This window comes from Microbacterium sp. TPU 3598, assembly GCF_002356155.1.
Lineage (GTDB): Bacteria > Actinomycetota > Actinomycetes > Actinomycetales > Microbacteriaceae > Microbacterium > Microbacterium maritypicum_A.
Window position 1 is genome coordinate 288485 of the sequence record NZ_AP017975.1, and the last position, 26295, is coordinate 314779.

33 protein-coding genes and 1 pseudogene are annotated in these 26295 nt (G+C 68.0%); 17 read left to right on the plus strand and 17 right to left on the minus strand.

Going from position 1 to position 26295, the window contains the following annotated elements; genetic code table 11:
• On the plus strand, positions 1-837 hold the full coding sequence (locus MST3598_RS01260; protein ID WP_029258882.1) for an SDR family NAD(P)-dependent oxidoreductase: 837 nt from the start codon (positions 1-3) through the stop codon (positions 835-837).
• 157 nt (positions 838-994) lie between these two features.
• Here the strand turns inward: MST3598_RS01260 and MST3598_RS01265 are convergent, their stop codons facing one another.
• Complete coding sequence (locus MST3598_RS01265) at positions 995-1810, minus strand: zinc-ribbon domain-containing protein (RefSeq protein ID WP_051670979.1); 816 nt, start codon at positions 1808-1810, stop codon at positions 995-997.
• Between the two features lie 132 nt (positions 1811-1942).
• Between MST3598_RS01265 and dinB the strand changes: the two genes are divergently transcribed.
• The 4 genes from dinB to MST3598_RS01285 all read left to right on the plus strand — a co-directional run bounded on the left by dinB (position 1943) and on the right by MST3598_RS01285 (position 4121).
• Positions 1943-3139 (plus strand): DNA polymerase IV, encoded by a 1197-nt coding sequence (gene dinB / locus MST3598_RS01270; protein ID WP_029258884.1) that lies wholly within the window; start codon positions 1943-1945, stop codon positions 3137-3139.
• A gap of 157 nt (positions 3140-3296) precedes the next feature.
• Entirely contained in the window at positions 3297-3539 is a 243-nt protein-coding gene (locus tag MST3598_RS01275) for a hypothetical protein (protein ID WP_029258229.1), read from the plus strand.
• Between the two features lie 6 nt (positions 3540-3545).
• Positions 3546-3803 (plus strand): hypothetical protein, encoded by a 258-nt coding sequence (locus tag MST3598_RS01280; RefSeq protein WP_029258228.1) that lies wholly within the window; start codon positions 3546-3548, stop codon positions 3801-3803.
• A gap of 12 nt (positions 3804-3815) precedes the next feature.
• Positions 3816-4121, plus strand: coding sequence for a hypothetical protein (locus MST3598_RS01285; RefSeq protein WP_029258227.1), 306 nt, complete (start codon positions 3816-3818; stop codon positions 4119-4121).
• A 111-nt stretch (positions 4122-4232) separates the two neighbouring features.
• Here MST3598_RS01285 and MST3598_RS01290 read toward each other — a convergent pair whose 3' ends face one another.
• Together MST3598_RS01290 and MST3598_RS01295 are read right to left on the minus strand one after the other, a co-directional pair.
• On the minus strand, positions 4233-4583 hold the full coding sequence (locus tag MST3598_RS01290; RefSeq protein ID WP_029258200.1) for a nuclear transport factor 2 family protein: 351 nt from the start codon (positions 4581-4583) through the stop codon (positions 4233-4235).
• Positions 4576-5322, minus strand: coding sequence for an SDR family NAD(P)-dependent oxidoreductase (locus MST3598_RS01295; RefSeq protein ID WP_021200239.1), 747 nt, complete (start codon positions 5320-5322; stop codon positions 4576-4578). The genes MST3598_RS01290 and MST3598_RS01295 overlap by 8 nt, the downstream gene beginning before the upstream one ends.
• 266 nt (positions 5323-5588) lie before the next feature.
• Between MST3598_RS01295 and MST3598_RS01300 the strand changes: the two genes are divergently transcribed.
• On the plus strand, positions 5589-6563 hold the full coding sequence (locus MST3598_RS01300; RefSeq protein WP_029259402.1) for a C-terminal binding protein: 975 nt from the start codon (positions 5589-5591) through the stop codon (positions 6561-6563).
• 13 nt (positions 6564-6576) lie between these two features.
• On the plus strand, positions 6577-7431 hold the full coding sequence (locus tag MST3598_RS01305; RefSeq protein WP_029259403.1) for a fumarylacetoacetate hydrolase family protein: 855 nt from the start codon (positions 6577-6579) through the stop codon (positions 7429-7431).
• Between the two features lie 94 nt (positions 7432-7525).
• Here the strand turns inward: MST3598_RS01305 and MST3598_RS01310 are convergent, their stop codons facing one another.
• Together MST3598_RS01310 and MST3598_RS01315 are read right to left on the minus strand one after the other, a co-directional pair.
• On the minus strand, positions 7526-8374 hold the full coding sequence (locus MST3598_RS01310) for an SMP-30/gluconolactonase/LRE family protein (RefSeq protein WP_029259404.1): 849 nt from the start codon (positions 8372-8374) through the stop codon (positions 7526-7528).
• Positions 8371-9219, minus strand: coding sequence for a hypothetical protein (locus MST3598_RS01315; RefSeq protein ID WP_029259405.1), 849 nt, complete (start codon positions 9217-9219; stop codon positions 8371-8373). Before MST3598_RS01315 ends, MST3598_RS01310 begins: the two co-directional genes overlap by 4 nt.
• Here MST3598_RS01315 and MST3598_RS01320 point away from each other — a divergent pair.
• Positions 9218-9640 carry a nuclear transport factor 2 family protein gene (locus MST3598_RS01320; protein ID WP_051667876.1) on the plus strand — a complete coding sequence of 141 codons (423 nt, stop codon included), beginning with the start codon at positions 9218-9220 and terminating at the stop codon, positions 9638-9640. The two genes, MST3598_RS01315 and MST3598_RS01320, sit on opposite strands and share 2 nt — an antisense overlap.
• A 4-nt stretch (positions 9641-9644) precedes the next feature.
• Here the strand turns inward: MST3598_RS01320 and MST3598_RS01325 are convergent, their stop codons facing one another.
• From MST3598_RS01325 to MST3598_RS01335, 3 genes are all read right to left on the minus strand, one after another.
• Positions 9645-10082 (minus strand): VOC family protein, encoded by a 438-nt coding sequence (locus MST3598_RS01325; protein ID WP_029259406.1) that lies wholly within the window; start codon positions 10080-10082, stop codon positions 9645-9647.
• 38 nt (positions 10083-10120) lie between these two features.
• Positions 10121-10471, minus strand: coding sequence for a TraR/DksA family transcriptional regulator (locus MST3598_RS01330; RefSeq protein ID WP_029259407.1), 351 nt, complete (start codon positions 10469-10471; stop codon positions 10121-10123).
• Positions 10472-10637: 166 nt separating this feature from the next.
• Complete coding sequence (locus MST3598_RS01335; protein ID WP_029259408.1) at positions 10638-13184, minus strand: MMPL family transporter; 2547 nt, start codon at positions 13182-13184, stop codon at positions 10638-10640.
• A gap of 69 nt (positions 13185-13253) precedes the next feature.
• Here MST3598_RS01335 and MST3598_RS01340 point away from each other — a divergent pair, with 69 nt between their 5' ends.
• A complete protein-coding gene (locus MST3598_RS01340) occupies positions 13254-13826 on the plus strand; it encodes a TetR/AcrR family transcriptional regulator (RefSeq protein ID WP_029259409.1) in 573 nt (190 codons plus the stop codon).
• Between the two features lie 22 nt (positions 13827-13848).
• Here MST3598_RS01340 and MST3598_RS18495 read toward each other — a convergent pair whose 3' ends face one another.
• The 3 genes from MST3598_RS18495 to MST3598_RS01350 all read right to left on the minus strand — a co-directional run bounded on the left by MST3598_RS18495 (position 13849) and on the right by MST3598_RS01350 (position 16612).
• Positions 13849-14004, minus strand: coding sequence for a hypothetical protein (locus MST3598_RS18495; RefSeq protein ID WP_021200249.1), 156 nt, complete (start codon positions 14002-14004; stop codon positions 13849-13851).
• Entirely contained in the window at positions 14001-16334 is a 2334-nt protein-coding gene (gene purL, locus MST3598_RS01345; RefSeq protein ID WP_021200250.1) for a phosphoribosylformylglycinamidine synthase subunit PurL, read from the minus strand. The genes MST3598_RS18495 and purL overlap by 4 nt, the downstream gene beginning before the upstream one ends.
• Positions 16335-16414: 80 nt before the next feature.
• Positions 16415-16612, minus strand: coding sequence for a type II toxin-antitoxin system RelE/ParE family toxin (locus tag MST3598_RS01350; protein ID WP_081860126.1), 198 nt, complete (start codon positions 16610-16612; stop codon positions 16415-16417).
• Between the two features lie 12 nt (positions 16613-16624).
• Here MST3598_RS01350 and MST3598_RS01355 point away from each other — a divergent pair.
• From MST3598_RS01355 to MST3598_RS01375, 6 genes and pseudogenes are all read left to right on the plus strand, one after another.
• Positions 16625-16708: pseudogene (locus MST3598_RS01355) on the plus strand (VOC family protein); the annotation flags it as partial.
• Between the two features lie 316 nt (positions 16709-17024).
• Positions 17025-18221, plus strand: coding sequence for a MalY/PatB family protein (locus MST3598_RS01360; protein WP_029259411.1), 1197 nt, complete (start codon positions 17025-17027; stop codon positions 18219-18221).
• 96 nt (positions 18222-18317) lie between these two features.
• The gene (locus tag MST3598_RS01365; protein ID WP_021200253.1) at positions 18318-18548 is read left to right on the plus strand and encodes a DUF2188 domain-containing protein; all 231 of its coding nucleotides are present in this window, start codon (positions 18318-18320) and stop codon (positions 18546-18548) included.
• Positions 18545-19315 carry a 3-keto-5-aminohexanoate cleavage protein gene (locus tag MST3598_RS01370; RefSeq protein ID WP_231479837.1) on the plus strand — a complete coding sequence of 257 codons (771 nt, stop codon included), beginning with the start codon at positions 18545-18547 and terminating at the stop codon, positions 19313-19315. Before MST3598_RS01365 ends, MST3598_RS01370 begins: the two co-directional genes overlap by 4 nt.
• A gap of 35 nt (positions 19316-19350) precedes the next feature.
• Positions 19351-19509, plus strand: coding sequence for a hypothetical protein (locus tag MST3598_RS18345; RefSeq protein WP_021200255.1), 159 nt, complete (start codon positions 19351-19353; stop codon positions 19507-19509).
• Positions 19510-19545: 36 nt separating this feature from the next.
• Positions 19546-19992 carry an NUDIX domain-containing protein gene (locus MST3598_RS01375; protein ID WP_029259413.1) on the plus strand — a complete coding sequence of 149 codons (447 nt, stop codon included), beginning with the start codon at positions 19546-19548 and terminating at the stop codon, positions 19990-19992.
• Between the two features lie 9 nt (positions 19993-20001).
• On the opposite strand, the gene MST3598_RS01380 is transcribed toward MST3598_RS01375, so the two are convergent.
• Positions 20002-20745, minus strand: a complete 744-nt coding sequence (locus tag MST3598_RS01380; RefSeq protein WP_197024847.1) for an ArsR/SmtB family transcription factor — start codon at positions 20743-20745, stop codon at positions 20002-20004.
• A 12-nt stretch (positions 20746-20757) separates the two neighbouring features.
• Here MST3598_RS01380 and MST3598_RS01385 point away from each other — a divergent pair, with 12 nt between their 5' ends.
• The gene (locus MST3598_RS01385; RefSeq protein WP_029259415.1) at positions 20758-21363 is read left to right on the plus strand and encodes a flavin reductase family protein; all 606 of its coding nucleotides are present in this window, start codon (positions 20758-20760) and stop codon (positions 21361-21363) included.
• 52 nt (positions 21364-21415) lie between these two features.
• Here the strand turns inward: MST3598_RS01385 and MST3598_RS01390 are convergent, their stop codons facing one another.
• The 4 genes from MST3598_RS01390 to MST3598_RS01405 all read right to left on the minus strand — a co-directional run bounded on the left by MST3598_RS01390 (position 21416) and on the right by MST3598_RS01405 (position 25280).
• Positions 21416-21796, minus strand: a complete 381-nt coding sequence (locus MST3598_RS01390; protein ID WP_029259416.1) for a VOC family protein — start codon at positions 21794-21796, stop codon at positions 21416-21418.
• Between the two features lie 209 nt (positions 21797-22005).
• Positions 22006-22437, minus strand: coding sequence for a hypothetical protein (locus MST3598_RS01395; protein ID WP_029259417.1), 432 nt, complete (start codon positions 22435-22437; stop codon positions 22006-22008).
• A gap of 127 nt (positions 22438-22564) precedes the next feature.
• Positions 22565-24052: a reverse transcriptase domain-containing protein gene (locus MST3598_RS01400; RefSeq protein WP_029259418.1), complete on the minus strand. Its 1488-nt coding sequence runs from the start codon at positions 24050-24052 to the stop codon at positions 22565-22567.
• A gap of 226 nt (positions 24053-24278) precedes the next feature.
• The gene (locus MST3598_RS01405) at positions 24279-25280 is read right to left on the minus strand and encodes an SDR family NAD(P)-dependent oxidoreductase (RefSeq protein ID WP_021200262.1); all 1002 of its coding nucleotides are present in this window, start codon (positions 25278-25280) and stop codon (positions 24279-24281) included.
• A gap of 86 nt (positions 25281-25366) precedes the next feature.
• Between MST3598_RS01405 and MST3598_RS01410 the strand changes: the two genes are divergently transcribed.
• Positions 25367-25936: a TetR/AcrR family transcriptional regulator gene (locus MST3598_RS01410; RefSeq protein ID WP_231494449.1), complete on the plus strand. Its 570-nt coding sequence runs from the start codon at positions 25367-25369 to the stop codon at positions 25934-25936.
• 154 nt (positions 25937-26090) lie between these two features.
• Here MST3598_RS01410 and MST3598_RS01415 read toward each other — a convergent pair whose 3' ends face one another.
• On the minus strand, positions 26091-26276 hold the full coding sequence (locus MST3598_RS01415) for a hypothetical protein (protein ID WP_029259420.1): 186 nt from the start codon (positions 26274-26276) through the stop codon (positions 26091-26093).
• Positions 26277-26295: the final 19 nt, after the last annotated feature.

Sequence of the window (26295 nt, forward strand, 5' to 3'; positions counted from 1 at the left end):
ATGACAGACGCCCCCCGCAGCTCTGTGGACCGCAGCTCTGTGGACCGCAACGCCGTGCAGCGCAGCGTGGTCGTGACCGGCAGCGGAAAGGGCATCGGTCGCGCCATCGCCGAACGTCTCACCGCCGACGGGTGGATCGTGGTCGGGCTCGAGCGCTCTCCGGGATCCGGCACGGTCGAAGACGGCATCGTGGCCGAGGTCGTGCTCGGCGACGCCGCCGATCGCGTGGCGCACGAGCGTGCCGCCGCTGCCGCCCGCGCCCGAGCGCCCCTCGCCGGCTGGGTGAACAACGCCGGCATCACCAAGCGCACACCGCTGCACGAGCTCGATGAAGACACCGTGCGCGAGGTGCTCGACATCAACGGCTTCGGCTACATCTGGGGCTGCTCGACCGCGGTCTCGGCCTTCGTCGACCAGGGTGTACCGGGCGCGATCGTGAACATCGGCTCGATCCACGGCCGCGCGTCCTTCACAGACCACGCGGCCTACGAGTTCACCAAGGGCGGCATCGACGCCCTCACCCGCAGCGTGGCCGTGTCGTACGGGGCCCTCGGTATCCGCGCCAACACCGTCGCTCCTGGTGGCGTGCGCACCCCGCACCTCGAAGCCCAGATCGCGCGCGCGGCCGACCCCGAGGCCGAAGAGCGTGCGCTCGCGGAGGGGCCGCCGATGGGGCGCATCGCCCGCGCCGAAGAGGTGGCGTCCATCACGGCGTTCCTGCTGTCGGATGAGGCTCCGTACCTGTCGGGTCAGTCCATCGCGGTCGACGGGGCGTGGACGGCATCCTTCGGGGATATCGCGCTCGACCCGGGGTTGCGGGAGCGCTTCGACGCCTGAGGCACCTCGATAGGTGCAGGGGCACGCGAGCAGGCATCTCCGGTGCTCGGCACGGGCGGAGAACTCTGTCTCGGGCGGAAGATCTGCGCAGGATTCTCCTCCCGACACCGAGTCTTCCTCCCGTCGGGGTGTGCCCCTGACGCGAGGGTGGCGCTCGTCACCGCAGGTACGCGTCCACGAACAGCGCCCCGCGGATGGCCCGCAGCTCGTCGATGATCCGGGCGATGCTCTTCGCGCTCACCGACGACAGCGCCAGGTCGTGCGGACCGAGGGGTTCGAGCTTCCCGGTGCGGATGCGGATGACCTCCCAGCCCGCGGCACGGAGGGCGCGGTCTTTGCGCAGATCGGCATCTTGCCGCTTGCCGACGTGCTCGAGTCCGTGGCGACCGACGGTGTCGTATTCGAGTGCGACCCGCAGCTCCGGAAACACGATGTCGGGCCAGACCTCGGTGTGGCGGAAGAACGGGCGCGACACTTTCACGGCGTTCACGGACGGGTCGAAGGCGATTACCGCCCCGAGCTCCGTTCGCAGGCGGCCCTCGGTCGCGGATGCGGGCTTCGGGGCGCACTCGCTGACGAACGCGGAGCCTGCGGGAAGGTCGGGCGTCTTCGTGCAGAGCGCGGGGGCTGGGCGACGGGGTTTACGGGGGAGGGCGCGGGCTTCGCCGAGCACGACCGGCTGCGGACGGGCGAGCGCAGAGCACTCGGGGCACCATGCGGAGCGGCGCCGGACCTGTCCAGGACGCTCGCGCTGCTCGGTCGGGGTCGCCGCGAACCGGTGCCCGACCGCGCACTCCCAGCACAGGAGCACGTCGGCCGCGAGCGGGATCTGCGACAGCGCGATGCCGTGGTTCAGCTCGGGGTGGTACTGCCGGATCAGCTCCGGATATGCCGCCCACCCGGCACGGTAGGTGCCCACCTCATACGGGACAGCGCGACCGCGGGAGAACTGCCGTCGCGCCCACCACTGCATCACCGGTTCCGGCACGCGCCGACGATATCCGTGAGCACCGACACCGCAACCTCCCGGGCGAGAGGGCGAAGTCGCCACCCATCCCGGTGTCCCCGGTTCGTGCGACGATCCGCACGTCGACAGGAGAACGGGATGCGCGGGGAAGCGACGGTGCTGCACGCCGACCTCGATGCGTTCTACGCCTCTGTCGAGCAGCGTGATGCGCCCGAACTGCGCGGCCGACCCGTCATCGTGGGCGGCGGAGTCGTGCTGGCGGCGAGCTACGAGGCGAAGGCCCGCGGCGTCCGCACCGCGATGGGTGGCCGACAGGCGCGGGAGCTCTGCCCCGATGCCGTGGTCGTCCCGCCGCGCATGGAGGCGTACTCGGCCGCCAGCAAGAACGTGTTCGCGATCTTCCGCGACACCACCCCGCTCGTGGAGGGGCTGTCGATCGACGAGGCGTTCCTCGAGGTCGGGGGTCTGCGACGTATCGCCGGCAGCCCCGAGCAGATCGCGGCACGGCTGCGCGAACGCGTGCGTGACGAGGCGGGACTCGCGATCTCGGTCGGGGTCGCGCGCACCAAGTTCCTCGCCAAGGTCGCCAGTGCCGTGAGCAAGCCCGACGGGCTGCTGGTCGTCGAGCCCGAACGCGAGGAGGAGTTCCTGCTTCCCCTTCCCGTGGAGCGGCTGTGGGGTGTGGGGGTGGTCACGGCCGAGAAGCTGCACCGCTACGGCATCCGCACCGTCGGAGAGCTGGCCGAGCTCGAGGCCGCGACAGCCGAGCGCATGCTGGGCAAGGCCACGGGGGCGCACGTGCACGCGCTCGCTCGTCTGCGGGATCCGCGGCCGGTCGACACCACCCGGCGCCGCGGGTCGATCGGCTCGCAGCGTGCTCTCGGCACCCGTCCTCGCTCGCCCGAGGAACTCGACCTCATCCTCACCCAGATCGTCGACCGGCTCGGTCGCCGACTCCGCGATGGCGACCGTGTCTGCCGCACCGTCGTGCTGCGTCTGCGCTTCGGCGACTTCTCGAAGGCCACCCGCTCCCGCTCACTCCGCGCGCCGACCGACCGCACCGCCGTCCTGCTCACCCTCGCACGCACGCTGCTCGCCGCGGCGCAGAGCGAGATCACCGACCGCGGCATCACCTTGATCGGCATCTCGCTGTCGCAGCTCGACCGCGCCGATCGCGTGCAGCCCGAACTGCCGATCGACTGGGGCGATGAAGCCCGCCTCGACACCGTGCTCGACACCCTGCGCGACCGCTACGGTTCGACTTCGGTGTCGCGGGCGGCTCAGCTGGGTCGTGATCCGGGCTGGTCGTCCCCGATCCTGCCCGAGCACGAGTGAGCCGCACCGCGTGGGGAGGAGAACTCCCTGTCGGGAGGACTCTTCAGCAGGGAGTCTCCTCCCGACGGCGAGTTCTCCTCCCGGGAGGCCAACGGTTCGCTCTCGACGCCGGCTGTAGTGTGATCGCTATCCGGCACCCCCTCCCCGCAAGGAAGAAATGACCTTCGAGAACTACATCGCGATCGCAATCGGACTGGTCGCAGTCGGATGCGGGCCGTTGCTCGTCCGTCATCGAGCCAAGGTCTTCCGGGTCATCGCGGATACGAATCGCGCGTTCGGGGGCGCGGCGGGGCGCGAGGTGGGGAAACGGTCGAGCCCCTGGTGGATAGGTTTCTGCGGCGTGGGCCTCACCCTCATCGGCGTGGTCGCCGTTCTCGTCGGAATCTTCGCGCGGGAGTAGCCGACGATGAGTGCCTTTTCCCTTGCGAACCTTGCCGTCGGTGTTGCCGTCGTGCTCGTCGGTGCCGTGTTGCTCGTCTCGCGCGCGCGGGTGCTGCGCTTCGTCCGTGGGCGATTCGACAAGGTCTACCGCGAAGACCAGCTTTCCGAAGAGGAGATCGCGCGTCGGCTCCCGAAGATGAGCGCGGTAGTGGTGGTCGTCGCGTGCGGGTTCGCGGTCTTCGGGACTGCGCTGATCGTGATCGGCGCCGTCAGCACTCGCTGACGGAGGATTCGAATGCGCTTCCTCAAGGGCATCGGGATGTTGCTGCTCATCCTCGTGCGAGGGTGCGCGCTCTGGGTGATGTTCCCCTTCGCCTTCGTCGCGTGGCTCCTCGTGCATTCCTGGGCGCAGAAGGCATCAGTTCGGCAGGCGCTCTGCTGGTATCACGCTCACCTGCTCGTGCTGCTGCTGAACGGCCCCTTCCGCCCCTTCTTCGCAGCTGACGAGCGACCGCACTTCCGAGACGTGCCGAAGATGAGTGCGGTCGAACCGCACAAGATTCGGCTCATCGGCATGGACGTGGTCTCGCTGGCCGGGTAGGCGAATCGAGTGAGCCGCACCGCGTGGGGAGGAGAACTCCCTGTCGGGAGGACCCTTCAGCGTGGAATCTCCTCCCGACGGCGAGTTCTCCTCCCGGGAGGCTGCCGCGCCTCAAGCCTTGAGCATCGACGCCCGGGCGATCAGCCCCTCGACCACGTCGAACGTTGCGATGGTCTCGGTGGCGATGCCCGCGTTGATGACCTGCTCCTGTGCGACGACCCACCGGGTGCCGAACAGCACGCTGGTCTCGATGACGCACGACAGCTCGGGGTTCTGCAGCCGAGGCTCGTAGAACGCGCGGATGGCGGCCGATCCGACCACGGGTTCGGGCGCGACCCCGGTGATCACGGCATCCTCGGCATAGGTCGCGACGAACGCGTCCAGGTCGTGCGCGTTGAACGCGTCGAGCTGTGCCTGGACGGTGTCGAGTGCGGTGCGGTCGCGTGCGGTGCGGTCAGTCAATGCGAACTCCTCCGTTGACGTCGTAGGTGGCGCCGGTGATGAACCGGGCGCGCTCCGACGCGAGTGATGCGATGATCCAGGCGACGTCTTCCGGCTGTCCGAACGCGCCGAGCGGGATGCCGGCTTCGAGCTTCTCGCGCCCCGCGCCCTGCAGCTGGTCGGTGATCGCGCTCGCGACCGGTCCGGGGGTGACGGCGTTGACGCGGATGCCCTCGGACGCGAGGTGCCGCGCGAAGCTGCGGGTGATCGCGAGGATCGCGCCCTTGCTCGCGGCGTAGTGGATGCCGGTCTGCAGCGCGCCGACCTGGCCAGCGATCGAGGCGATGTTGATCACCGAGCGGTCGCCCTCGGCGGCCCGGAGCAGCGGGAGAGCGCCGCGAGTCAGGAAGAAGGTACCGCGAGCGTTGGTCTCGAGGACCATGTCCCACTCATCGAACTCGATGTCGTCGTACGGGGTGTACGGGCAGACGCCGCCATTGTTGACGAGCACGTGGAGCGATCCCCACGCGTCCGTGATCTCACCGACCAGCGCGTCGATCGACTCGCGCTCGCGCAGGTCGAGGCGCGACACGTGCACCTCGGGCGCCCCAGCCGCACGGCATTCGTCGGCGACGCGGAGGGCCTCCGCCTCGCGTCCGGCATACGTGATCCAGAGGGCGGCACCCTCGCGGGCGAGTTCGAGGGCGGCGGCCGTCCCGATACCGGAACTGGCCCCCGTGATCAGTGCGCGACGAGTCATGGGGTCGATGCTATAGCAAATCTTGCGCCTGTCGAGCAGGCGTGCCCAGAGCGCCGAGGCGAAAACGGAGACCACTCGCGTCGCCTGCGGCGTGTTGTAGCGAGGCGCGCCCGAGCCGGAGCAGTTCGTCTGGGTTTTCGCACGCGCCCCCGCGCCCCCGCGCCCCCGCGCCCCGCGCCCCGCGCCCCCGCGCCCTCGCGCCCCGAGCCCCGCGCCCCGCGCCTGGAGGGGTGCAGCCGCTTGCTAGATGCTATAGCATCGCATCCATGACCGCGCCATTCATCCTCGTCAGCGACTGCGACCTGCCGGGAACCGTCATCGAAGACACCCTCCGACAGGCGGGGCTGCGTGCCGAGCGCGCAGCTTCCGGCAGCCTCGACGACATCGCCGCTCACGGCTCCGACGCCGTGGGACTGGTCGTGCAGTGGGCGCAGATCACCCGCGAGGTGATGGACCGCATGCCGAACCTCCGCATCATCAGCCGCGTCGGCATCGGCTACGACATGGTCGACGTCGAGGCGGCCACCGCCCGCGGCATCGCCGTCGCGAACACCCCGAGCTACTGCATCGAAGAGGTCGCCGCGCACACCATCGCGATGATCATGACCCAGGGCCGCGGCCTCCCCGCCTACGACCGCGCCGTGCGCGCCGGCACGTGGAAGGCCGTCGACGCCCGCCCGCTCGCCGTGCGCCCCTCGGCCACCACGGTCTCGGTGCTCGGCTTCGGCCGCATCGGCTCGATGGTGGCCCGCGGTTGCCGCGCGCTGGGGTTCCGCGTGCTCGTCGCCGACCCGTACGCCTCCGGCGACGCGGTGCGCGAGGCCGACTGTGAACTCGTCGAGATCCCGGATGCCGTGGCGCGGGCCGACATCCTCACCCTCCACGTGCCGCTGAGCGACGACACCCGCCACCTGATCGATGCCGCTGCCCTCGCGACCATGAAGCCGGGAGCGGTCGTGGTGAACACCTGCCGGGGTCCGCTCATCGACGAGGAGGCGCTCGCCGCCTCACTCCGCTCCGGACACCTGGGAGCCGCCGCCCTCGACGTGTTCGCGGGGGAGCCGCTCGCCGCCGACTCCCCGCTGCGTGAGCTCGACAGCGTGCTGCTCACTCCGCACGCCGCCTGGTACTCGCCCGAGGCGCTGGCGGATCTTCCCGTGCACGCGGCCGAGAACATCATCCGGTACCTGGCCGGGGAATCCGTGCCGATCGTCAACCCGACCTCCGCCGACGCGCGCTGACCGAAGGATCGACGTGGAACTCCTGCGACTCGGCCCCACCGGCCACGAACGCCCCTACGTCCGTGAGGGCGGCGTCGTCTACGACCTCGCGCCCCTCACCACTGAGATCGACGGCGCCTTCCTCGCCGCCGACGGCATCGCTCGCGTGCGCGAAGCCCTCGGCCGCGGCGAGCTCCCCACCGCCGATGTCGACGGTCTGCGCATCGGCGCCCCGGTCGCCCGCCCGACCGCGGTGGTTTGCATCGGCCAGAACTACGCAGCCCACGCGGCCGAGTCCGGATCGGAGCCGCCCGGGCATCCGGTGATCTTCTTCAAGCACCCGAACACGGTCGTCGGGCCGAACGACGTCGTGCTGCTGCCACCCGGTGCCGAGAAGGTCGACTGGGAGGTCGAGCTGGCGATCGTGATCGGCAAGACGGCGCGCTACCTGTCGTCACCGGAGGCCGCACGCGATGTCATCGCCGGCTACACGGTCTCGAACGACGTGTCGGAGCGTGCCTACCAGCTCGACGTATCGGGCGGACAGTGGTCGAAGGGCAAGTGTTCCGAGACGTTCAACCCGCTCGGGCCGGCGCTCATCCCCGCCGACGAGGTCGATCCGCAGACGCTGCGGCTGCGGTCCTTCGTGAACGGCGAGCAGCGGCAGGACTCCTCGACTGCCGACATGATCTTCTCCGTGCTGCAGATCGTGCACGAGCTGAGCCACTACTTGGTGCTCGAGCCCGGCGACGTGATCAACACCGGCACCCCGCAGGGCGTCGCGCTGTCGGGCCGGTTCCCGTACCTGCAGGACGGCGATGAGATGACCATCGAGATCGAGGGGCTGGGACGCCAGCACCAGCGCACCGAGCGGGTGCACCTGCGCTGACCTGCGTCATCCACCCGGCGGCCTGTGTCCGGGGCACGGTTCCTTTCGCTGAGTGCACCGTGCCTCGGGCAGAGGTCGTCGGTGTTGCGGGGTCTCAGCCGGCGAACGGCGTGACGGGCATGCCGTGCACGCCCGGTCGCACGGCGAAGAGCGAACCCGCCTCGGTGCCGTGGTCGGGCGAGAGGTCCTGTGCCGACGTCGTGATGTAGAGCGTGCCGAGGTCGTCGTCACCGAACGTGCAGGCGGTCACCTTCGGCACCGGCAGCTCGATGCGCGCGATCACGGCGCCGGTCGCGTCGTAACCGTGCACAGCGCTCCCGTCCCACAGGGCCACCCAGACGCTGCCGTCGGATGCCACGGTGAGCCCGTCCGGCATTCCCTGCCCCTCGGGGAAGCGCACGAAGGCGCGGCGTCCTCGCAGCTCCCCCTCGACCACATCGAACACGTCGACGCGATGGGTCAGGGTGTCGACGTAGTAGGCCCGCCTGCCGTCGGGAGAGAAGCCGATGCCGTTCGACACCGTCGTCTGCGGCAGCACCGTCGTCACCGACAGGGAGGCGTCGATACGCAGGACGGTTCCGGCATCCGCTGTCGCGTCGTAGGCCATCGATCCGGCCAGCAGGCGACCGCGGGGGTCGCAGCACCCGTCGTTCATGCGCACACGGGGGTCGTCGCCCAGCGCGGCGACGGCCCTGGTTCCGCCGTCGACATCATCCGCGAGATAGAGCGTGCGGGCGCCGACGGCCACGAGCCCTCCGCTGGAACGGGGGCGGGCGAAGGCGAGGTACTCGTCGTCGATGTGCTGGCGGGTCACGCCGTCGGGGCGCAGCGTGAGCAGGTCGCCCGCGGTCCCGTCGACCCAGCGCAGTCCACCCCAGCCCGGCCACCAGACGGGGCCTTCGGCATGGTGCGCGACGGGTCCGGTGATGTTCTCCGGGGTCATGCGTCTTCGCGCGGCAGCGTCCGCGGTGGTGCCGGGCGCAGGGGATCGGTGATCGGCAACGGCTGGGCCTCCGCCGCGGGGGCGGGGGCCGCATCGGTCGATGCGTCGGGGGAGGTGCTCGCCGGAGCCGGCAGCTCCCGGGCCACCTGCTTCTCGAGTACCGTGACCGCATCGTCGGAGAGCAGGATGAGCCCATCGAGCTCTTCGCGCACACGCTTGTACGCGACGTTGCGCTCGGCCTGCGTCGCCGATTCGTCCACCGCGACCTTCAGGAGCTGCTGTGCGCGTTCGAGTCTCTTGCGCTCCGGCTCGGTGAAGGTGGAGTCGCGCAGACGCCGGGCATCCTTCTCGGCGATCTCGAACGCGACCGCGTAGTCGCCGACGGCCTGCAGGTACTCGGTGACCTGCTGCTCGGACACCTTGGCGTCGGCAGAGGAGGGACGCAACGCATCCGCCGTCTTCTTCGCGCGCAGGAACGCGGCGGTCAGAGGCTGGCGCCCGTCGCTCATGGCGGGGAAGGCGATGAGCTTCGCGACGTCGAGTTCGTAGTCGAGCCAGCGCGCGGTGATCTCATCGTGCTCGGTGAACAGGCGTGCGACCAGATCGTTCGGCGCGACGGATGCCGTGGTGTCGACGACCGAGGGGCCGCGTTTCGCCTGCCGGGTCAGCGCGCGCGCCTCGATCTCGGCGGTCTTCAGCTGCGCCTTGACCTTGAGCGTCTCGAGGCGTCGCTCGTGACGGCGCTTGGAGCCCCGCTCCCACGCCTTCGCCGCCCCGCCGGCCATTCCCATGATCGGGAAGATGAGCCACCAGAAGTTGCCCGCCCACTGGAAGAACTCTTGCATGATGCGTTCAGCCTACTTCTCGGCGGGCTCCCCGAGAGGGCGGCGGTACCGTTTACGCATGTGGGATGACGACGCGGACCGGTATGCCGTCGTGGTCGCTGCCGAAATCGCGCTCCTCTCCTCGGAGGTACGGACCGACGCAGACCGGGTACAGGCCCTGCTCGCCCCCGATTTCGCGGAGATCGGGGCATCGGGGCGGCGATGGCTGCGGACGGAAACCGTCGTCGAGCTTTCGAACGAGGACAGCAGGGCCGTGCCCGAGACCGCGGATTGGCTCTTCAACGAGCTGTCCCCCGGCATCGTCCTCGTGAACTATCGTCTGATCGCCGAGGGGCGGGAGAGCCGGCGGTCATCGATCTGGCAGCTGTCCGATTCCGGGCCCGTTCTGCGCTTTCATCAGGGGACGGTCATCCCCGGGTGACGGGTCAGTTCTTCGTGAGGTCCTGCGCGAACATCACCAGGATCCCGCTCGGGCCTCGGAGGTACGTGAGCTTGTACACGTCCTGGTAGTTCGCGACGCCGCGGAGCGGGTGGTAGCCGTGGCGGGCGGCGATCGCGAGCGACTCGTCGATGTCGTCGACCGAGAAGGCGATCCGGTGCATGCCGATCTCGTTCGGCAGGGTCGGTTCGGTCTCGATCGCGTCGGGGTGGATGTACTCGAACAGCTCGATCTGGCCGCGTCCGTCCGGAGTCTGCAGTACCGCGATCTTGGCGTGGTTGCCGTCGAGTCCGACCGCGGTCGCCGCCCACTCTCCGCTGACCTCGTCGCGGCCGAGCACCGTGAGGCCCAGGTCGGTGAAGAAGGAGATGGTGGCTTCCAGATCGCGGACGGCGATGCCGACGTTCTCGAGTGTGATGGGCATGGGTGGGATGCTACTCGCGATCGACCCTCGCGTCAGGGCTACCGTCCGAGCTTCTCGGCGCAGGAGACGCAGTACTCCGCGAAGGGGCGGGCTTCGAGGCGGCCGGCCGGGATCGGTCTTCCGCAGTTCGCGCAGAGGCCGTAGGTGCCGGTATCCAGCCGCGCCAGCGCCTCGTCGACCTGGTGCAGCTCGGATGCGGCTGCTTCTGCGAGCCCGGTCAGGCGAGACCACTCCGACGACAGGGTGACGCCCTCGGGGTCGTGCTCGTCGTCGTCGTTCGAGCCCGCGCGGTCGTGGGTGAGTTCATCGAGGGTCGCCGCCGTCGCCTGCACCCGCGCCTCGGCCTGGGCGCGCAGTGCGAGCAGGCGTTCCCGGGCTTCGGCAGTCATGCGCCCACTCTAGGCACGGCCTCTGACGTCGGGGTCGTGCTCCGTGCGGGGCACTGTGTCGGGGCTCCCTGTCGGGCGGAGAACTCCGTGTCGGGCGGAAGCTTCGCCCCGAACCCTCCTCCCAACACGGAGAACTCCGCCGGGCGAGGTGTCTCCGAGATCCCGATCAGGCGGATGTCTCCCGCGTCGGCACCGAGTCGGTCGTGGTCGGAACGGCCACGGCCTTCATGCCGGGGTGGTCGCGTTCGAGCGCCGCTCCCTCCATGTCGACGTTCGGCAGGATGCGGTCGAGCCAGCGCGGCAGCCACCAGGCCGAGCGTCCGAGCAGGTGCATGAGCGCGGGCATCAGCAGCATGCGCACCACGAACGCGTCGAGCAGCACGCCGAACGCGAGACCGAAGCCGATGGAGCGGATGATCGTCGACTCCGAGAAGATGAACCCGCCGAACACCGACACCATGATGAGGGCGGCGGCGATCACGACCGAGCGGCCGGCGCGGAAGCCCTGGGCGACGGCATCCCGCGCCGAGGCGCCGTGCACGTACGCCTCGCGCATGCCGGAGGCGAGGAACAGCTGGTAGTCCATCGCGAGTCCGAACAGGATGCCGACGAGGATCACGGGAAGGAAGCTGAGGATCGGCCCGGTGCTGTGCAGTCCGATGATCTCGGCGCCCCAGCCGAACTGGAACACCGCCACGATCAGGCCGTACGTCGCGAAGAGCGACAGCACGAACCCGCCGGTTGCGATGATGGGCACGAGCAGCGACCGGAACACCACGATCATGATGAGCAGCGAGAGCCCGACCACGACCACGAGGTAGAGCGGCAGGACTCCGGCCAGCGCCTCGGAGATGTCGATGTTGATCGCGGCCTGTCCGGCGACGCCCAGAGTGATGCCGTCGCCGATCGCGGGCATCGAGCGCAGGTCCTGCACGAGCTTCTCGGTCGAGGCGCTGTTCGGTCCCTCCTTCGGCACGACCTGGAACGCGAGCAGCGTGTTGTCGTCGGACGTCGCGATCGGCGCGACGGCCACCACGTCGTCCTGGTCGGCGATGGCCTGGGCGATCGTGACCTGCGTGGAGAGCAGGTCGTCGTCGCTGACGGCATCGTCGAGGGTCGCGGTGACCAGCAGGGGTCCGTTCGCGCCCTCGCCGAACTGCTCGTCGACGGTCTGGAACGCGCGGTAGCTGGTCGAGTCGCTCGGTTCGCTCGATCCGTCGGGCAGCCCGAGGCGCATCGACATGGCGGGGATGGCGATGATCAGCAGGGCGACCACGCTCACGAGCGCGGTGACGACGGCGCGGAGGGTCGACATGCGCTTCACGGGCTTGCCTGCCGCGTGCTCCTGGCCGATCGTTCCCCGCGCTCGTCGGCTGAGCAGGCGCGTGCCGACGAGGCCGAGGATGGCGGGGGCGAGGGTGATCGCGACGAGCACGGCCACCGCGACGCAGACCGCACCGACCGTGCCCATGAGGCCGAGGAAGGGCACGCCGGTCACGTTGAGGGCGAGCAGTGCGACGATCACGGTCGTGCCGGCGAACACGACGGCCGTGCCGGAGGTGCCCGTGGCGAGGCCGATGGATTCACGCACCGGCACCCCGGCGAGCAGCTGTTTGCGGTGTCGGTTGACGATGAACAGCGAGTAGTCGATGCCGACCGCGAGCCCGAGCATCACACCCAGCACCGGGGTCACCGAGGCCATGTTCACCACGCCGGAGAAGGCGAGGGATGCCGTGACGCCGACGCCCACACCGACGATGGCGGTGACGATCGGGAGGGCGGCGGCGATGAGGGAGCCGAGCATCACGATGAGGACGATCGCCGCGAATGCGAGGCCGACCGCCTCGCCGATGCCGAAGATCTCCGGGACGCCCTGTGCGATGTCGGTGCCGAACTCGACCTCGACACCGTCGACGGGGGAGGATGCGAAGTGGTCGATCGCGCCCTGCTTCACCTCTTCGGAGAGTTCGAGGCGCGGGTCGACGAACGAGATGTTGACGATGGCGGTCGATCCGTCTTCGGAGACCACGCCGATGCCGTCGGCCAGATCGAGGAGGGTCGAGCCCAGCTCCACCTGATCGGCGTTGTCGTCGAGGGTGATGCGCGACTGGTCGAGCTCGGCGTTCTGGGCCGCGACCTGCGCCAGCTGGGCGTTCACCGCGGCGATCTGCGCGTCGAGGGCGGCGAGCTGTGCGGACCCGGCGCCGGACTGCTCGGCCTGGGTGCGGGCCGCCGTGAGCTGTGTGAGCCCGGCTTCGAGCTGCGCGCGTCCGTCGTCGAGCTGGGTCTGGGCGGCATCCAGCTGCGCGCGGCCGTCGGTGATCTGGGTCTGGCCGTCGGCGAGCTGCTGCGCCTGCTCGTCCTGCTGCTTCTGCGCGTCGAACGGATCGATCACCCCGGCGACGCCGTCGAGATCCTCGGCGCTCGCGGCGAGGTCGGAGATCTCCTTCTTCTGGTCGTCGGTGAACGGAGACCCGTCTTCGGTCCGGTAGACCACCGTGCCGGTGCCGCCGGCCGTGTCGGGCAGCTTGTCGGCGAGCTCGTCGGTGACCGCGCCCGAGGCGGTGCCGGGGATGTCGAAGCTGTTGCTCAGCGTGCCGCCGAGGGTCAGGAAGGCTCCCACGCCGATACCGAGGATCAGGACCCACGAGACGATCACCGTCCACGTCTTGCGTGCAGCGAACGAACCCAGACGGTACAGCAGTGATGCCACAGTGGTCTCCTTCAGACTCGAAGATCATACGGCACGTCTCGTCTAGAGATCTGTGGCTATCCTGAATCCATGGTCAACGAGCACCGGAGCGGGCCCGTGCGCAGCACGGCGGCGCGCGAGGCGATCCTCGATGCGACCTCCCGACTGTTCCATGCGCAGGGGTACGACCGGCTCACGATCGAGGGCATCGCGAAGGAAGCCGGGGTCGGCAAGCAGACGATCTACCGCTGGTGGCCGTCGCGCGGCGCGCTGATCGCCGACTGTCTCGTGGACGGACGTCTCATCCCGGTGGACTTCGTCGTGCCCGACACGGGCGACCTGTTCGCCGACGTCGAGACGTGGTTGCAGTCGGTCTTCACGATCCTCGCGAGCACGCAGGGTCAGGCCCTGCTGCAGTCGCTGGTCGCGGCTGCCGCCGAAGATGCTGCGGTCGGTGCGCACCTCGGTGGAAGCCTGGGCGTCGAGCAGCACCTGTCTGAGCGCTTGAGGGGCGGGATCCGCGACGGTCAGCTGCCGGAGGATGCACCGATCGCGCAGATCGGTCGGGCGATCCTCGGCGCGATCATCGTGGAGTCGCTCGGACGGGAGAGCCACGGACCCGACGGGATCATCGAGCTGACGAGGTACCTCTTCACCCGCTGAGCGGCAGGTGCTGTCCCGTGTCTCAGCCGAGGAGCAGGGTCAGCACGGTCGCGCCGCCACCGCCGAGGATGAGCGCGATGATGACGGTCCAGGCGACGATGCGGATGCGCCGGTTGCGCTTCTCGCCAAGGTCGCCGTAGTCCTCGTCGTTCGGGTTCTGGCGGCTGACCTCGCTCATGCGCTGACCTGCTCCGTGACGGTCGGGCCGAAGTACGACGGGAGGGTGGCCTGCGAGCGCTCACGCAGCTCGGCGGCCGACACGGTGAAGACGCCCTGCACCTCGAGCTTCGCGCCCTCGCTGTCGGTCACGCCGATGCGCATCACCGGGTAGTCGCGTCCTTCGCAGAGGCCGCGGAACTTCACGTCATCCTCACGGGGCACGGTCACGATCACGCGGCCGGTCGACTCGGAGAACAGGGCGGTTGCGGCGTCCACTCCGTCGCGCTCGATGATCTCGTTCAACCAGACGCGAGCTCCGACGCCGAAGCGCATGACGCCCTCGGCGAGCGCCTGCGCGAGGCCTCCCTCGGAGAGGTCGTGCGCCGAGGAGATCAGCCATTCGTCGCGGGCTGCCGACAGCAGACCGGCGAGGCGCTTCTCGCCCGCGAGGTCGACCTTCGGGGGCAGACCGCCCAGGTGCTGGTGCACGACCTCTGCCCATGCCGAGCCGGAGAGCTCGGTCGAGGTGGTGCCGAGCAGGTAGATGTTCTGGCCCTCGTCCTGCCATCCGGAGGGGATGCGGCGCGAGACGTCGTCGATGATGCCGAGCACGCCGACCAGCGGGGTCGGGTGGATCGGCACGTCGCCGGTCTGGTTGTAGAACGAGACGTTGCCGCCGGTGACCGGGGTGCCCAGCTCGTAGCAGCCGTCGGCCAGGCCGTCGACCGTCTGGCCGAACTGCCACATGACCTCGGGGTTCTCGGGAGAGCCGAAGTTCAGGCAGTCGGTGATCGCGGTCGGCACGGCGCCGGTGACGGCGACGTTGCGGTACGCCTCGGCCAGGGCCAGCTGTGCGCCCGCGTACGGGTCGAGCTGGCAGTAGCGGCCGTTGGCATCGGTCGAGACCGCGAAGCCGAGACCCGATTCCTCGTCGACGCGGATCATGCCGGCGTCGTCGGGGAACGAGAGGGCCGTGTTACCGAGCACGTAGTAGTCGTACTGGTTGGTGATCCAGCTCGTGTCTGCGAGGTTCGGCGAGGCGACGAGGTTCAGGAACTGCTCGCGCAGCGTCTCCGGGTCGGTCGCGCGGGGCAGGTTCTCGGCGGCATCCGCCTGGAGGGCGTCGATCCACGTCGGGTAGGCGACCGGGCGGTCGTAGACGGGGCCGTCGACCGCGACCGTCGAGGGGTCGACGTCGACGATGCGTTCGCCCTGCCAGTCGATGATGAGGCGTCCGTCACCGGTGACCTCGCCGAGCACGGAGGTCTCGACCTCCCACTTGTTCACGACCTCGAGGAAGGCATCGAGCTTCTCGGGCGCGACGATCGCCATCATGCGCTCCTGCGACTCCGACATGAGGATCTCCTCGGCCGTGAGCGTGGGGTCGCGCAGCAGCACGTTGTCGAGCGAGACCTTCATGCCGCTGTTGCCGTTGGCCGCGAGCTCGCTGGTCGCGCACGAGATGCCGGCGGCACCGAGGTCCTGGATCGCCTCGACGAGCTCGCCGCGGTACAGCTCGAGGCAGCACTCGATGAGCACCTTCTCGGCGAACGGGTCGCCCACCTGCACCGCGGGGCGCTTGGTCGGGCCGGTCGAGTCGAAGGAGTCGGACGCGAGGATGCTCGCGCCGCCGATGCCGTCGCCACCCGTGCGCGCACCGAACAGGACGACCTTGTTGCCGACGCCGGTCGCGTTCGCGAGCTTGAGGTCTTCATGACGCAGCACGCCCACCGCGAGGGCGTTCACGAGCGGGTTGGCCTGGTAGACGGCGTCGAAGACCGTCTCGCCGCCGATGTTCGGGAGTCCTAGGCAGTTGCCGTAGAAGCTGATGCCGCTGGTCACGCCGTGCACGACGCGGGCGGTGTCGGGGTGGTCGACTGCACCGAAGCGCAGGGCGTCCATGACTGCGACCGGGCGGGCGCCCATCGAGATGATGTCGCGGACGATGCCGCCGACGCCGGTCGCCGCACCCTGGAAGGGCTCGATGAACGACGGGTGGTTGTGCGACTCGGCCTTGAAGGTGACGGCCCAGCCCTCGCCGACGTCGACGACGCCCGCGTTCTGGCCCATGCCCACCATCAGGCGTTCCTTCATCTCGTCGCTGACCTTCTGGCCGAAGCGGCGCAGGTAGTTCTTCGACGACTTGTAGGAGCAGTGCTCGCTCCACATGACGGAGTACATCGCCAGCTCGCCCGAGGTGGGGCGGCGTCCGAGGATCTCCTTGATGCGCGCGTACTCGTCGGGCTTGAGTCCGAGGGCCGCGTACGGCTGCTCCTTCTCGGGCGTCGCGATCGCGTTCTCGACGGAGTCGGGGACGTGCTGGTGGGAAGGTGCAGGGGCGGTGGTCACGCGCACTCCAAAGGAAGGGGCCGGCGGGGCAGGTCCAGTCTACCGGCGTGGGTGGGGCCGCTCTTCCGCGGGATGCGGAGTCAGAGTCGGTCGATGAGGACGGCGGCGATGTCTCTCCGCGTGTGAAGCACGCGGTGCACTCGTACAGCATCAGGGTCGTCGGTGTAGAAGACGAGGTACGGGTGGTTCCGAAGAGGGAAGGCGCGGATCTCGGGAATCTCCGTCACCACTTCGCAGCGCGCCGACCCGAGCGAGGGGTGCGCAGCGAGCCGACTCATCGCGTGCTGGAGTTGGCCGCGTCGGCGTGGTCGGCCGGCTTCGGCATGCTCACCGACCGCTTCGGCGTGACCTGGGTGCTCGACGTCGCCGGTTGAGCCTCGGTTCCGGGCGCTCCCGGGGGTCGCGTGCACAACTCAGGAGAAGTTCTGCAGATTCGGTTCTGAGAGGGGATTCGAGCCATCTGCGGGGCGAGTCTCCGGAGTTGTTCACGCCCCGGCCGGGGCCCCGTCGGCTGGCCGTCTCTCGGCGGGGCCCGGAATCGCGTCACGGATGGAAACGCGAAATGCGACGGCGCAGCGGTGTCCGTAGATTGGTCGGAGCCGTTGCGAATGGAGTCCCCGTGTCCGAGATCCGCGTCCTGCACGCGTCCTGTATCGACGCCGTCGGCTGAGCCCGGCGGAAACCCAGATCATGGCCACGGACCGTTCCTCGCGACCGTCGCATCCCTTCGATGCGCGCACCCGTCTCTTCCTCGATCGGCCGCAGAGTCGCAAGTGGAGTCTGCATCCCGGTCGCATCGGGGCGTGGGTGGCGGAGATGGATTTCGGGGTCGCTCCCGAGATCGCCGAGGCACTGCATCGCGCGATCGACGACGAGAATCTCGGCTACCTCTCCCCTCCTCAGGCCGCGGAGCTGGGGGAGGCGACGGCCGAGTGGATGCAGGATGAGTACGGCTGGGCGGTCGACCCCGAGCGTGTGCATCCGGTCTCGGACGTGATGGCGGCGCTCGGTGTCGCGGTGCAGGAGTATGCGCCCGCGGGGTCGCCCGTGATCGTGCCGACTCCGGCGTACATGCCGTTCCTGACATACCTGCCGGCGATCGGGCATCCGGTGATCGAGGTCCCCGGCGTCGAGATCGACGGACGCTGGCAGCACGATCTGCAGCGCATCGACGAGGCGTTCGCTGCAGGGGCGCGGACGCTCGTGCTCTGCAATCCGCACAACCCGACCGGCACGATCGTCGGACGTGAGGAGCTGGAGGCGATCGCCGAGATCGTCGAGCGGCACGGCGGGCGGGTTTTCGCGGACGAGATCCACGCGCCGCTGCGTTACGACGGTGCGCCGTTCGTGCCCTACGCGTCGGTGTCGGCGGCGACGGCCGCGCACACGGTCACGGGGACGAGCGCGTCGAAGGCGTGGAACATCCCGGGGCTGAAGACCGCGCAGCTGATCACCTCGAACGATGCTGACCAGCAGCTGTACAAGCGGTTCGGGTTCGCGGTGCAGCATGGCGCGGCGACCCTCGGCGTGGTGGCCTCGACGGCGGCGTATCGGGCGGGAAAGCCGTGGCTGACGGAGGTGATCGCGTACCTCGACGGATCGCGGCACGAGCTCGCGCGGCTGGTGGACGAGCATCTTCCCGGGGCTGTGTATCGCGTGCCCGAGGCGACGTACATCGGGTGGATCGACACCTCCACGCTGGGGATCCCTGAGCCGCCGGCCGAGTTCTTTCGTGAGCGGGCCGGGGTCGTGCTGACCGAGGGGCGGCTGCTCGGGCGTGGCGCCGAGGGTCATGTTCGGGTGGTCTTCGCGACACCGCGTCCGATCCTCGAAGAGTCGTTCGTGGCGATGGGTGATGCCGTGCGCCGGGCGGGTCTCAGGGTCTGAGCCGGGGGTGCTCGGGCGGCGCCGTGGATGCTGTCAAGCCCCTCTGTCGTGTCGGTGGTCTCACGTAGAAAGGGATACGAGAGAAGGGATCCCGCCATGGCTGCAGGCGACATCGAGACGTTCCACCGCAACGGCATCTGGTTCAACCGCATCGAAGGGGAATCGCAGACGTTGGGGAGCAGCTTCGAGAGCGAAGCCGAGGCGGTCAAGGTCGGTCGCAGCGCGGCGGTCGCACGTCAGGTCGAGCACACGGTGCGGACGGAAGAGGGCCCGTCGGCCGACTCCTCCGCGTACGACCTGCACCCGCGCGAGTTGATCGGTCGATGACGGTGGTGTCGGACTCCGACCCTCCTGCCCGGTCTGCGCGTCGGATGCAGTTGCAGGTATGTGTCAACGGCGCCCGTGATGCGGTCGAGCACCCGTGGCTGAGCGCGGATGCCTCGGTCGTGGCCGACGACGCCGCGCGTGCGGTGGCTGCGGGAGCGCAGGAGGTGCACGTGCACCCGAAGGATGCGGCGGGTCGTGACAGTCTCACCGCCGACGATGTCGCGCGGTGGGTGCGGGCAGTGCGGACCGCGATTCCCGGTGTGCCGGTCGGCGTGACCACGGGGGCGTGGGCCGAGCCCGATGTCGCGCGTCGTCTCACCGCGATCGAGTCGTGGACGGAGCTGCCCGATCACGCATCGGTCAATTGGCACGAGGCCGGTGCCGACGATGTGGCCGCCCTGCTGCTGAAGCGTGGAGTCGCGGTCGAGGCCGGTCTGTGGGACGCGGCCGGTTTCGAGGTGTGGAAGCGTTCGCCGGTGAGAGGTGAGTGCCTACGGGTGCTGATCGAGCTTCCCGATGAACCGACCGAGCTGCTGCGCGACCACGCCGAGGGGATGATCGCGCACGTCGAGCTCGAAGAGCCCGACCTGCCGATCCTGCTCCACGGCGAAGAGGGCTCGACGTGGCCCGTGTTCGACCTCGCTGTCGAGCTCGGGCTGGCCTCGCGCATCGGATTGGAAGACACTCTGCTGCTCCCCGACGGTGCGCCCGCGCCCGGGAACGCCGCGCTGGTGCGGGCGGCCGTGGCGCGGATGCGGGGAGTCTGACCGGGCAGGTGCACGGGGTGCGGCATCCTGGGGCGATGTTCTCCGACTCGCTCGTACCCTTCATCCTCATGAACCTCGCGTACATCCTCATCGGGATCCTCGTCTCCTGGCTGGTGATCTATTCGGCCGTGCGCGCGGCGCTGACATCGCACCGTCAGGCGATGGCGAGAGACGGGCGGCCCGGTCAGGTGTGACGGCCGCTCCGCATCCCGGCGACCTAGACTCCCGCCATGCCGTTTTCCGACTATGTCCGGTCGATCCGCGCGCGGATCGGTCAAGACCTGTTGCTGTTGCCGGGGGTGACCGCGGTGATCCGCGAGGGCGATCGTTTCCTTCTCGCGCGCACGGCGGGTTCGGAGGAATGGGGTCTGATCGGTGGTGGGGTCGAGCCGGGGGAGGATCCGGACGAGGCAATCGTCCGCGAAGTGCAGGAGGAGATCGGCGCCCGCATCCGCGTCACGGGGATCGTCGGCGCCTTCGGTGGCGAATCGCTCGTCGTGACGTATCCGAACGGGGATCGCGTGTCGTACGTGTCGACTGCGTTCGCGTGCGAACTGCTTGATCCGCCTGTGCCCGATCAAGACGAGGTCGTCGAGGTCGGATGGTTTACGCGCGCCGAAGTCGCAGAGCTGCCGCATCCGCTCTGGGTCGACCGGATGTTGGCCGGGGCCCACTAGGGCGTGCCATCAGAAGCGGTCTGTCGGAAGCAGGTCCGCGAGACCTTCCCGTCCCGCGGCGGTGAGCCGCACCGCGCGGGTGCTGGATGGAACGTGTTCGATCCATGCCTTGTTCTTGAACGTCGCGAGGAGCATGTCTGCGGCGAGCCCGGCCAGGTGTTCGCGGCGTTCGGTCCAGTCGAGGCACGGACGGGTGAGAGTGCGCTTCGGATGCTTCGGCAGGTCGATACCGAGCGACGTCAGCCAGGCTAGTCCCGGCGGGGTGAGTGAGAAATCCGACTCGATCAAGCCCTTCGCGTGCATACCGTCGGTGAGTGCGATGCCGAGTCTGCCCGCGAGGTGGCGGTAACAGGTACGAGCCTCCCTGATGGCGCGGTCACGGTGTTGGGCGTCGAGTGACTGCTTGGCGGGCCGCACGCGACCGGAGAATGCTGCGAGCGACTCGACCAGTTCAGCGGCGCGGGTGCCGGCGAGCCGGAGGTAGCGATGCCGTCCCTGCCGCATCTCCTCGACCAGCCCGGCGTCCAGCAGCCTGTCGGCGTGCTCGCTCGCTGACGACCGAGCGATGTCGGCGGTCTTGGACAGTTCAGTGAGCGTCCATGCCCTTCCATCGAGCATCAGGAGCAGCATCGACGCGCGGGCGTCGTTGGCGAAGACGGCGGCCGTCGCCGCCAGTTCCGGACTACTCGTTCCTTTCATCGCAAGAACTTTATCGCCGGCATTGTTCGGTCCAGCCCGAAACGTTCCCGCCACAGACTGGACCTCATGAACCCGACTCTGGCAATCGAACCCTCCGTGTTCTACTTCGGGACCCCCGTCGCCCTGCTCAGCACGCTGATGCCGGGAGACGAAACAGCGAACATCACTCCCATCTCCTCAGCCTGGGCTCTGGATGACACCTATGTCTTGGGGTTGAGCAATTCGGGCCGGGCGATGCGCAATCTCCGCGAGAACGGTGAGCTGGTCATCAACCTGCCCGACGCCGCGCTGTGGGAGTCGATCGAGAGGATCGCCGACACCACCGGGGTTGCCGAAGTCCCGCGCCACAAGCGGGAGAAGTACAGGTATGAGCCGGACAAGTGGACGCTCGGCAGATTCACTCCACGGCCGAGCGGGGTGGTTCTGCCCCCGCGGATCGCCGAATGCCCCGTTCAGATGGAGGCCCGGGTCACGAACATGACGCCGTTGGGTGAGGACGGAGACGCCACCATCGTCCACGCGAAGGTCCTGCGCACGCACGTGCATCGGGCGCTGACGGTGCCGGGAACCTCGCACATCGACCTGGACGCCTGGAACCCGGTGTATTACACGTTCCGGCACTACTTCTCGCAAGGCGAGAGGGTCGGGGTCAGCTTTCGCGCGGAACAGTGAATCGTTCGGTCCGGAATGTGCGACAGGTCGCGCGGATGGCCCGAGGCCCGATTCAACGTCTGCCGCCCCAGCCCGCCCAGTCGGGCCGGTCGACGATGCAGAAGCGGTTGCCTTCGGGATCTTCCATGATCACGTAGTCGGCGTCGGCCGGGCGGCCGTCCCAGTGCACCTCGCGTGCGCCCAGGTCGAGGAGCCGTCGCACTTCGGCGCTCTGGTCTTCCGCGTAGATGTCGAGGTGGATGCGCGGAGGCAGTATGCGCTCGGAGTGGTGGGCGTCGAGGGCGATGCAGGGAGCGTCGGCGTCGCGCGGCTTCAACACCACCCAGTCGTCGTCCGCCGGATCACGTTCGACGTAGTCCAGGGCTGCCTTCCAAAACGCGGACTGCGCAGGGAGGTCGTTCACGCGGATCACGACCGACACGAGCTTCAGCATGACGTCGAGTGTAGGTGGAGGGTGCCCAGGAGAGCTGGAATATCAGCATGCAAATGACCCATACAAATGCGTAATGACATCAAATGTGCGACTCTCTCCATATATTGCATCGCACAAGTATGATTGTAGGATCGTCGGCCCAGTCCGGTGGGGATGACTGACGCATACCCACGCCGAAGGGCGATCCGCGCTTCTCGGACGAATACCTGTCAACGCCCGATTTGCAGAAGAGCCTTCGAATACTCGACGTCAACCGCCAGCAGGTAGTCACGGGCTACGCGGGTACCGATCATCCCGGCCATTGGATTCAGATGTAGTTTCCGGCCAGCGACTACGATTCCGAACGTTTTCTCAATGTTGCGCCGCAGATCGATGCCGGCGGCTGTCCTAGATGTCTGAAGGGTCGTGAGGTGGCCGTCTCCGTGTGCGATCGCATTCCTTACATCGACGAGTTGATCAAACTTCTGGCTGACAGTTTCTGACGCTGGAGATACGCGGAACCCTCGTCTGAGAACCTCGATACGGCTGCTCCATGTATGGTGAAACCCCGAGCGTGAGCGCTCCACGACATAGGAGCCGAAGTCGGAGTTGGTGTGCGGGTGGGCTTCAATCAGGGCATCGATCATTTCGTCGATACGCATCTCAGCAATCGAAACGCTCGCGGAGATCGTTGCCGCCGCATGTGGAGCCGTTCCGGCTCCCTTGCCTATCCCTGTCAACTGACTGAGGCGATGTGCGGCGCGCTCGGTTGCGTGAGTGATATCCGAACTAATTCGCATATGCCGTGCCCCAGTCGTAGGCGCACCGAGCAAGACGGGATTCTCGGGCTAGAGAGGCTCCCACCTTTGACCGGGTGGTACCGTCAATCTTGCCCGCGGTCGCAACCAGCCCAAGTCGGCTCACGTCGGTGGCTTCGATAAACAGACGAGCAACGCGTTCGATGGTAAGCAGCCCTTTTGTGGCGAGCACCCAGGCCGCTTCGGCGCGCACAACCTCGAATTTGTCGTCTAGGCAGGTGGCTGCCCACTGGTAGAAGGCGTCGCTTTGAAATCCCGAGGCAGTATGGAGCTCTTCTGAGGTCCGCAGCAACCACAACCGTGACCACGGGCTGAGGCGATCAAGTCTGGTCAGTTCGCAGAGGGCATCCCAATTTTGGTCGGCCTCCTTGCGGCCGAGTAGATAGATAGCAATGACCGGGAGGCGGGCGGGCTCGCGCCGCACAATCTCCACGAGCCAGGCCGTATCGAGGCGGTCAGGCGCCTTCCGAAGTCCGCGAAGGGCCTGGCTCCCGAGGTACCCGTGCTTATATCGAGTGTCCCTGTCGCTCTCGAACCAGTCCTTCACGATACGGGTTAGTGCACTGAAGTCGACTTCTTCGTCTGTTGCGTCGGTTTCTTCGATCTCGAAGTCCTCATAGCCAACCTGAATCACCTCGATGGAGCGCAGCTCATCACGCGCGTCGCTTTTGTACTGGTCGAGCAGGTCAGTCCGTTCCTGTTCCTGCATCCGGATGGTTTCCGCTTTGCGAATGTGGGTTTTGCCGTCGCTCAGGGTTAGCCCGATTCGTCGCGCCTCTTCAACAGCGAATTCAATAGCCTCGTGTGCTGCCGCCCACGAGGCGGCAACGATTCGGAAATCGTCCGCGAACCTGTTGACGTCGTACCCAGCTCTAAGGATGCCCCGGTCCATTCTCTGGAGGTAAGTGTCTGCGAGCGAATGGCTTACATCGAGGGCTTGGGGGATTCCGAGCCCCCGTGAGTAGATGGCTCCCAGGAATTCGACGAGAGACTGGACGCTTTCAGCGTCAGCTCCCTGAAGCATAAGTTCGTCGGCGAGTAGATCGTGGGCAATGTACTCGTAGCAAGCCGCGATGTCCAGGTCGACGATTCGCTCCTCGACTGGTCGCTCAAGCTCAACACCGAAGCCCTTATGTGTTCCCAACCCTTGATCCCGTGATGATTCCGCGAGGCTCGGTCCGAGCTTGGAGACGAGGGCGTGGTACAGCGTGCGAGCCTCGGGGGAGAGTACCCCAATAGGTCGAGGTCCGTAGCTACTCTTCGGCATTGAAATTACTTCGACAGAGGGAATGAATCCACGCTCGGCCATCGCGGCGGTTTGTCTAAAAAGTTCGTCGGTCGCATCGCTGAGGGCACGTTCAGATATCAGAAGAGGCATCTGCAGGAGTGGCCTTTTCGCTGTTTCCCGGGCGGCGCCGGATAGGTCAAGGCCAGCGACAAACGTCTTGGAAAGCTGCACGTGTTTCTCCTTTGAACACTGCCAGCATAGGGTACGACTCACGCGCGAACTCCCGCGCTGCTCTTCGTAAGCTTGCCAATGGCCGCCCACCGCTTGCTGAAGACAGAGGGCAGTGCTCTTCTCGGTCGGTCAACGCTCCGTTCATCGATTCAGGCTGATGCGAGTTCGGTCGCAGAGCTCGAAGGAGTGCTGAGGGCTGCAACGTGTTGATCTCGCGGGTGCGGGCTTACTGCACCGACCATCCGCCGTCCGAGGCGAGGATGGCGCCGTTGATGTTCACGGCGTCGTCCGACAGCAGGAACGTGATCGAGGCCGCCAGGTGCTCGGCTGTCGCCACGGTCGGGATGGCCTGCTGGAACGGGGCGAGGCGGCCCGAGCCGTATTCGGACATGTGCGGGGGCATCGGGATGCCGGTGGCGACGCCGCCCGGGGCGACGGAGTTCACGCGGATGCCCTTCGGCCCGTACATGAAGGCCGCCGACTTGGTGACGCCGATGATGCCGTGCTTGCTGGCCGTGTAGGCGTTGCCCGAGGCGTTGCCGCGCAGGCCCGCCTCGCTCGAGACGTTGAGGATCGCGCCGCGCCCGGCCGCCTCCATGACGGGGATGACCGCGCGCATGAGCTTGAACGGAGCGGTCAGGTTGATCGCGATGACGCGGTCCCAGACGGCATCCGGGGTCTCGCCCGCGGGGGAGAAGTCATCGTTGATGCCGGCGACGTTCGCGAGGCCGTCGATGCGGTCGCCCGCGGCGGCGAGGACGGCGTCGATCGCATCCTGCTTCGTGAGGTCGCCCGCGACCGTGACGATGTCCGCATCCGGAAGCTCGGACTTCAGGGCGTCGAGCTTCTCGGCGGCGATGTCGCTGGCGATCACGCGTCCGCCTTCCCGGGCGATGCGGGAGGCGGTGGCCTTGCCGATACCGGAGGCGGCGCCCGTCACGATCACGGTCTTGCCGGCGAAGCGGCCGGAGGTGGGCTTCTCGGTCCAACCTTCGGAGGCGTCGTCTTCGGGGATCTCGCCGCCGTTGGCCGCGCGCACGAGGTCGTCGACGACCGACTGGGGAAGCTGGCCCTGGCTCATCGCGACGAGCTGCTGCAGGGGGAGTCCGAGCACGGGGGTGAGCAGCTCGGGGTCGGCGCCCGTCTTCTCGAAGAGTCCGCGGATGAGAGGCCCGCCGGTCGGGTCGTTCATCCAGTCGCCGATGGTGGAGTGTGCGGTGAGGGCCATGCTCTTTCTCCTTGTTCGGGTCCCGTGCAGGTTTCGCAACGGTGCGTCTACTTATATTCCAGTGTACGCCTGGGTACGCTCGAAAGGTGCCCCGTCCTCGAAGTGAGAAAGCCCGTCGATCCGTGCTGGAGGCGATGCGGCGTGCGCTCGCCGCAGACGGGTACGAGGCCGTGACGATCGAGGGTCTCGCCGCCGAAGCGGAGGTCTCGAAGCAGACGATCTATCGGTGGTGGCCGTCGAAGGCCGCGATCCTCGGAGAGGCGCTGCTCGAGGGGGTGCTGCCGGGAGCCGAGGTGTCGGTGCCGATGACGGCAGACCTCGGAGCGGATCTGCGGGCGTGGTTCTCGGCGATGAGTGCCGGACTGGCTCGCCCCGAGGGCGTGGCGCTGGCGCGGGCGCTGATCGAGGTGACCGCGGCCGATCCCGAGCTGGGGTTGGTGTTGAACGAGCGGCTGGCGGCGCCGATCCGTGAGTGGGTGGCCGAACGTGTGTCGCGCGGGCGTGCCGACGGGGACGTGCGGGCGGACGTGGATGCGGCCGCGATCGCGGATCAGTTCATCGCGATGGCGTCGTATTCTGCGCTGATCGGGCAGCCGTTGAGTACGGAACGCGTGGAGGAGACGGTGGTGCGGTTGCTGCGGGGGATTGCGGCGTAACTAGTCCGCGGCCGGGGTGAACCGGAGCACGCTCGTCTCACGCCTGTGGAACCCGACGGACTAGTACAGCCTCGCGAGCGCGGTGCCGAGCATGAGACGACCCCGCCACCCTGACGGGTAGCGGGGCCGAATGAGCAGAGCTGTAGGCCCTTGGTCACTCTTTTCGGAAGAGAATGCTCCCGAACCCGACGAGCATGAGACATGCGCCCAGCAAGCCAGTCAGAGCAGCGGGTGCGAGGTTTCCCGTCGTGTGCTCCGCGTCTGAGATGTAGCCCTCGGCAATCGCCATGACAATGGCGAGGACGATGACGGCGGCACCGACGAATCCCATGCTGGCCATTGCTCGTCTCGTTTGCGGC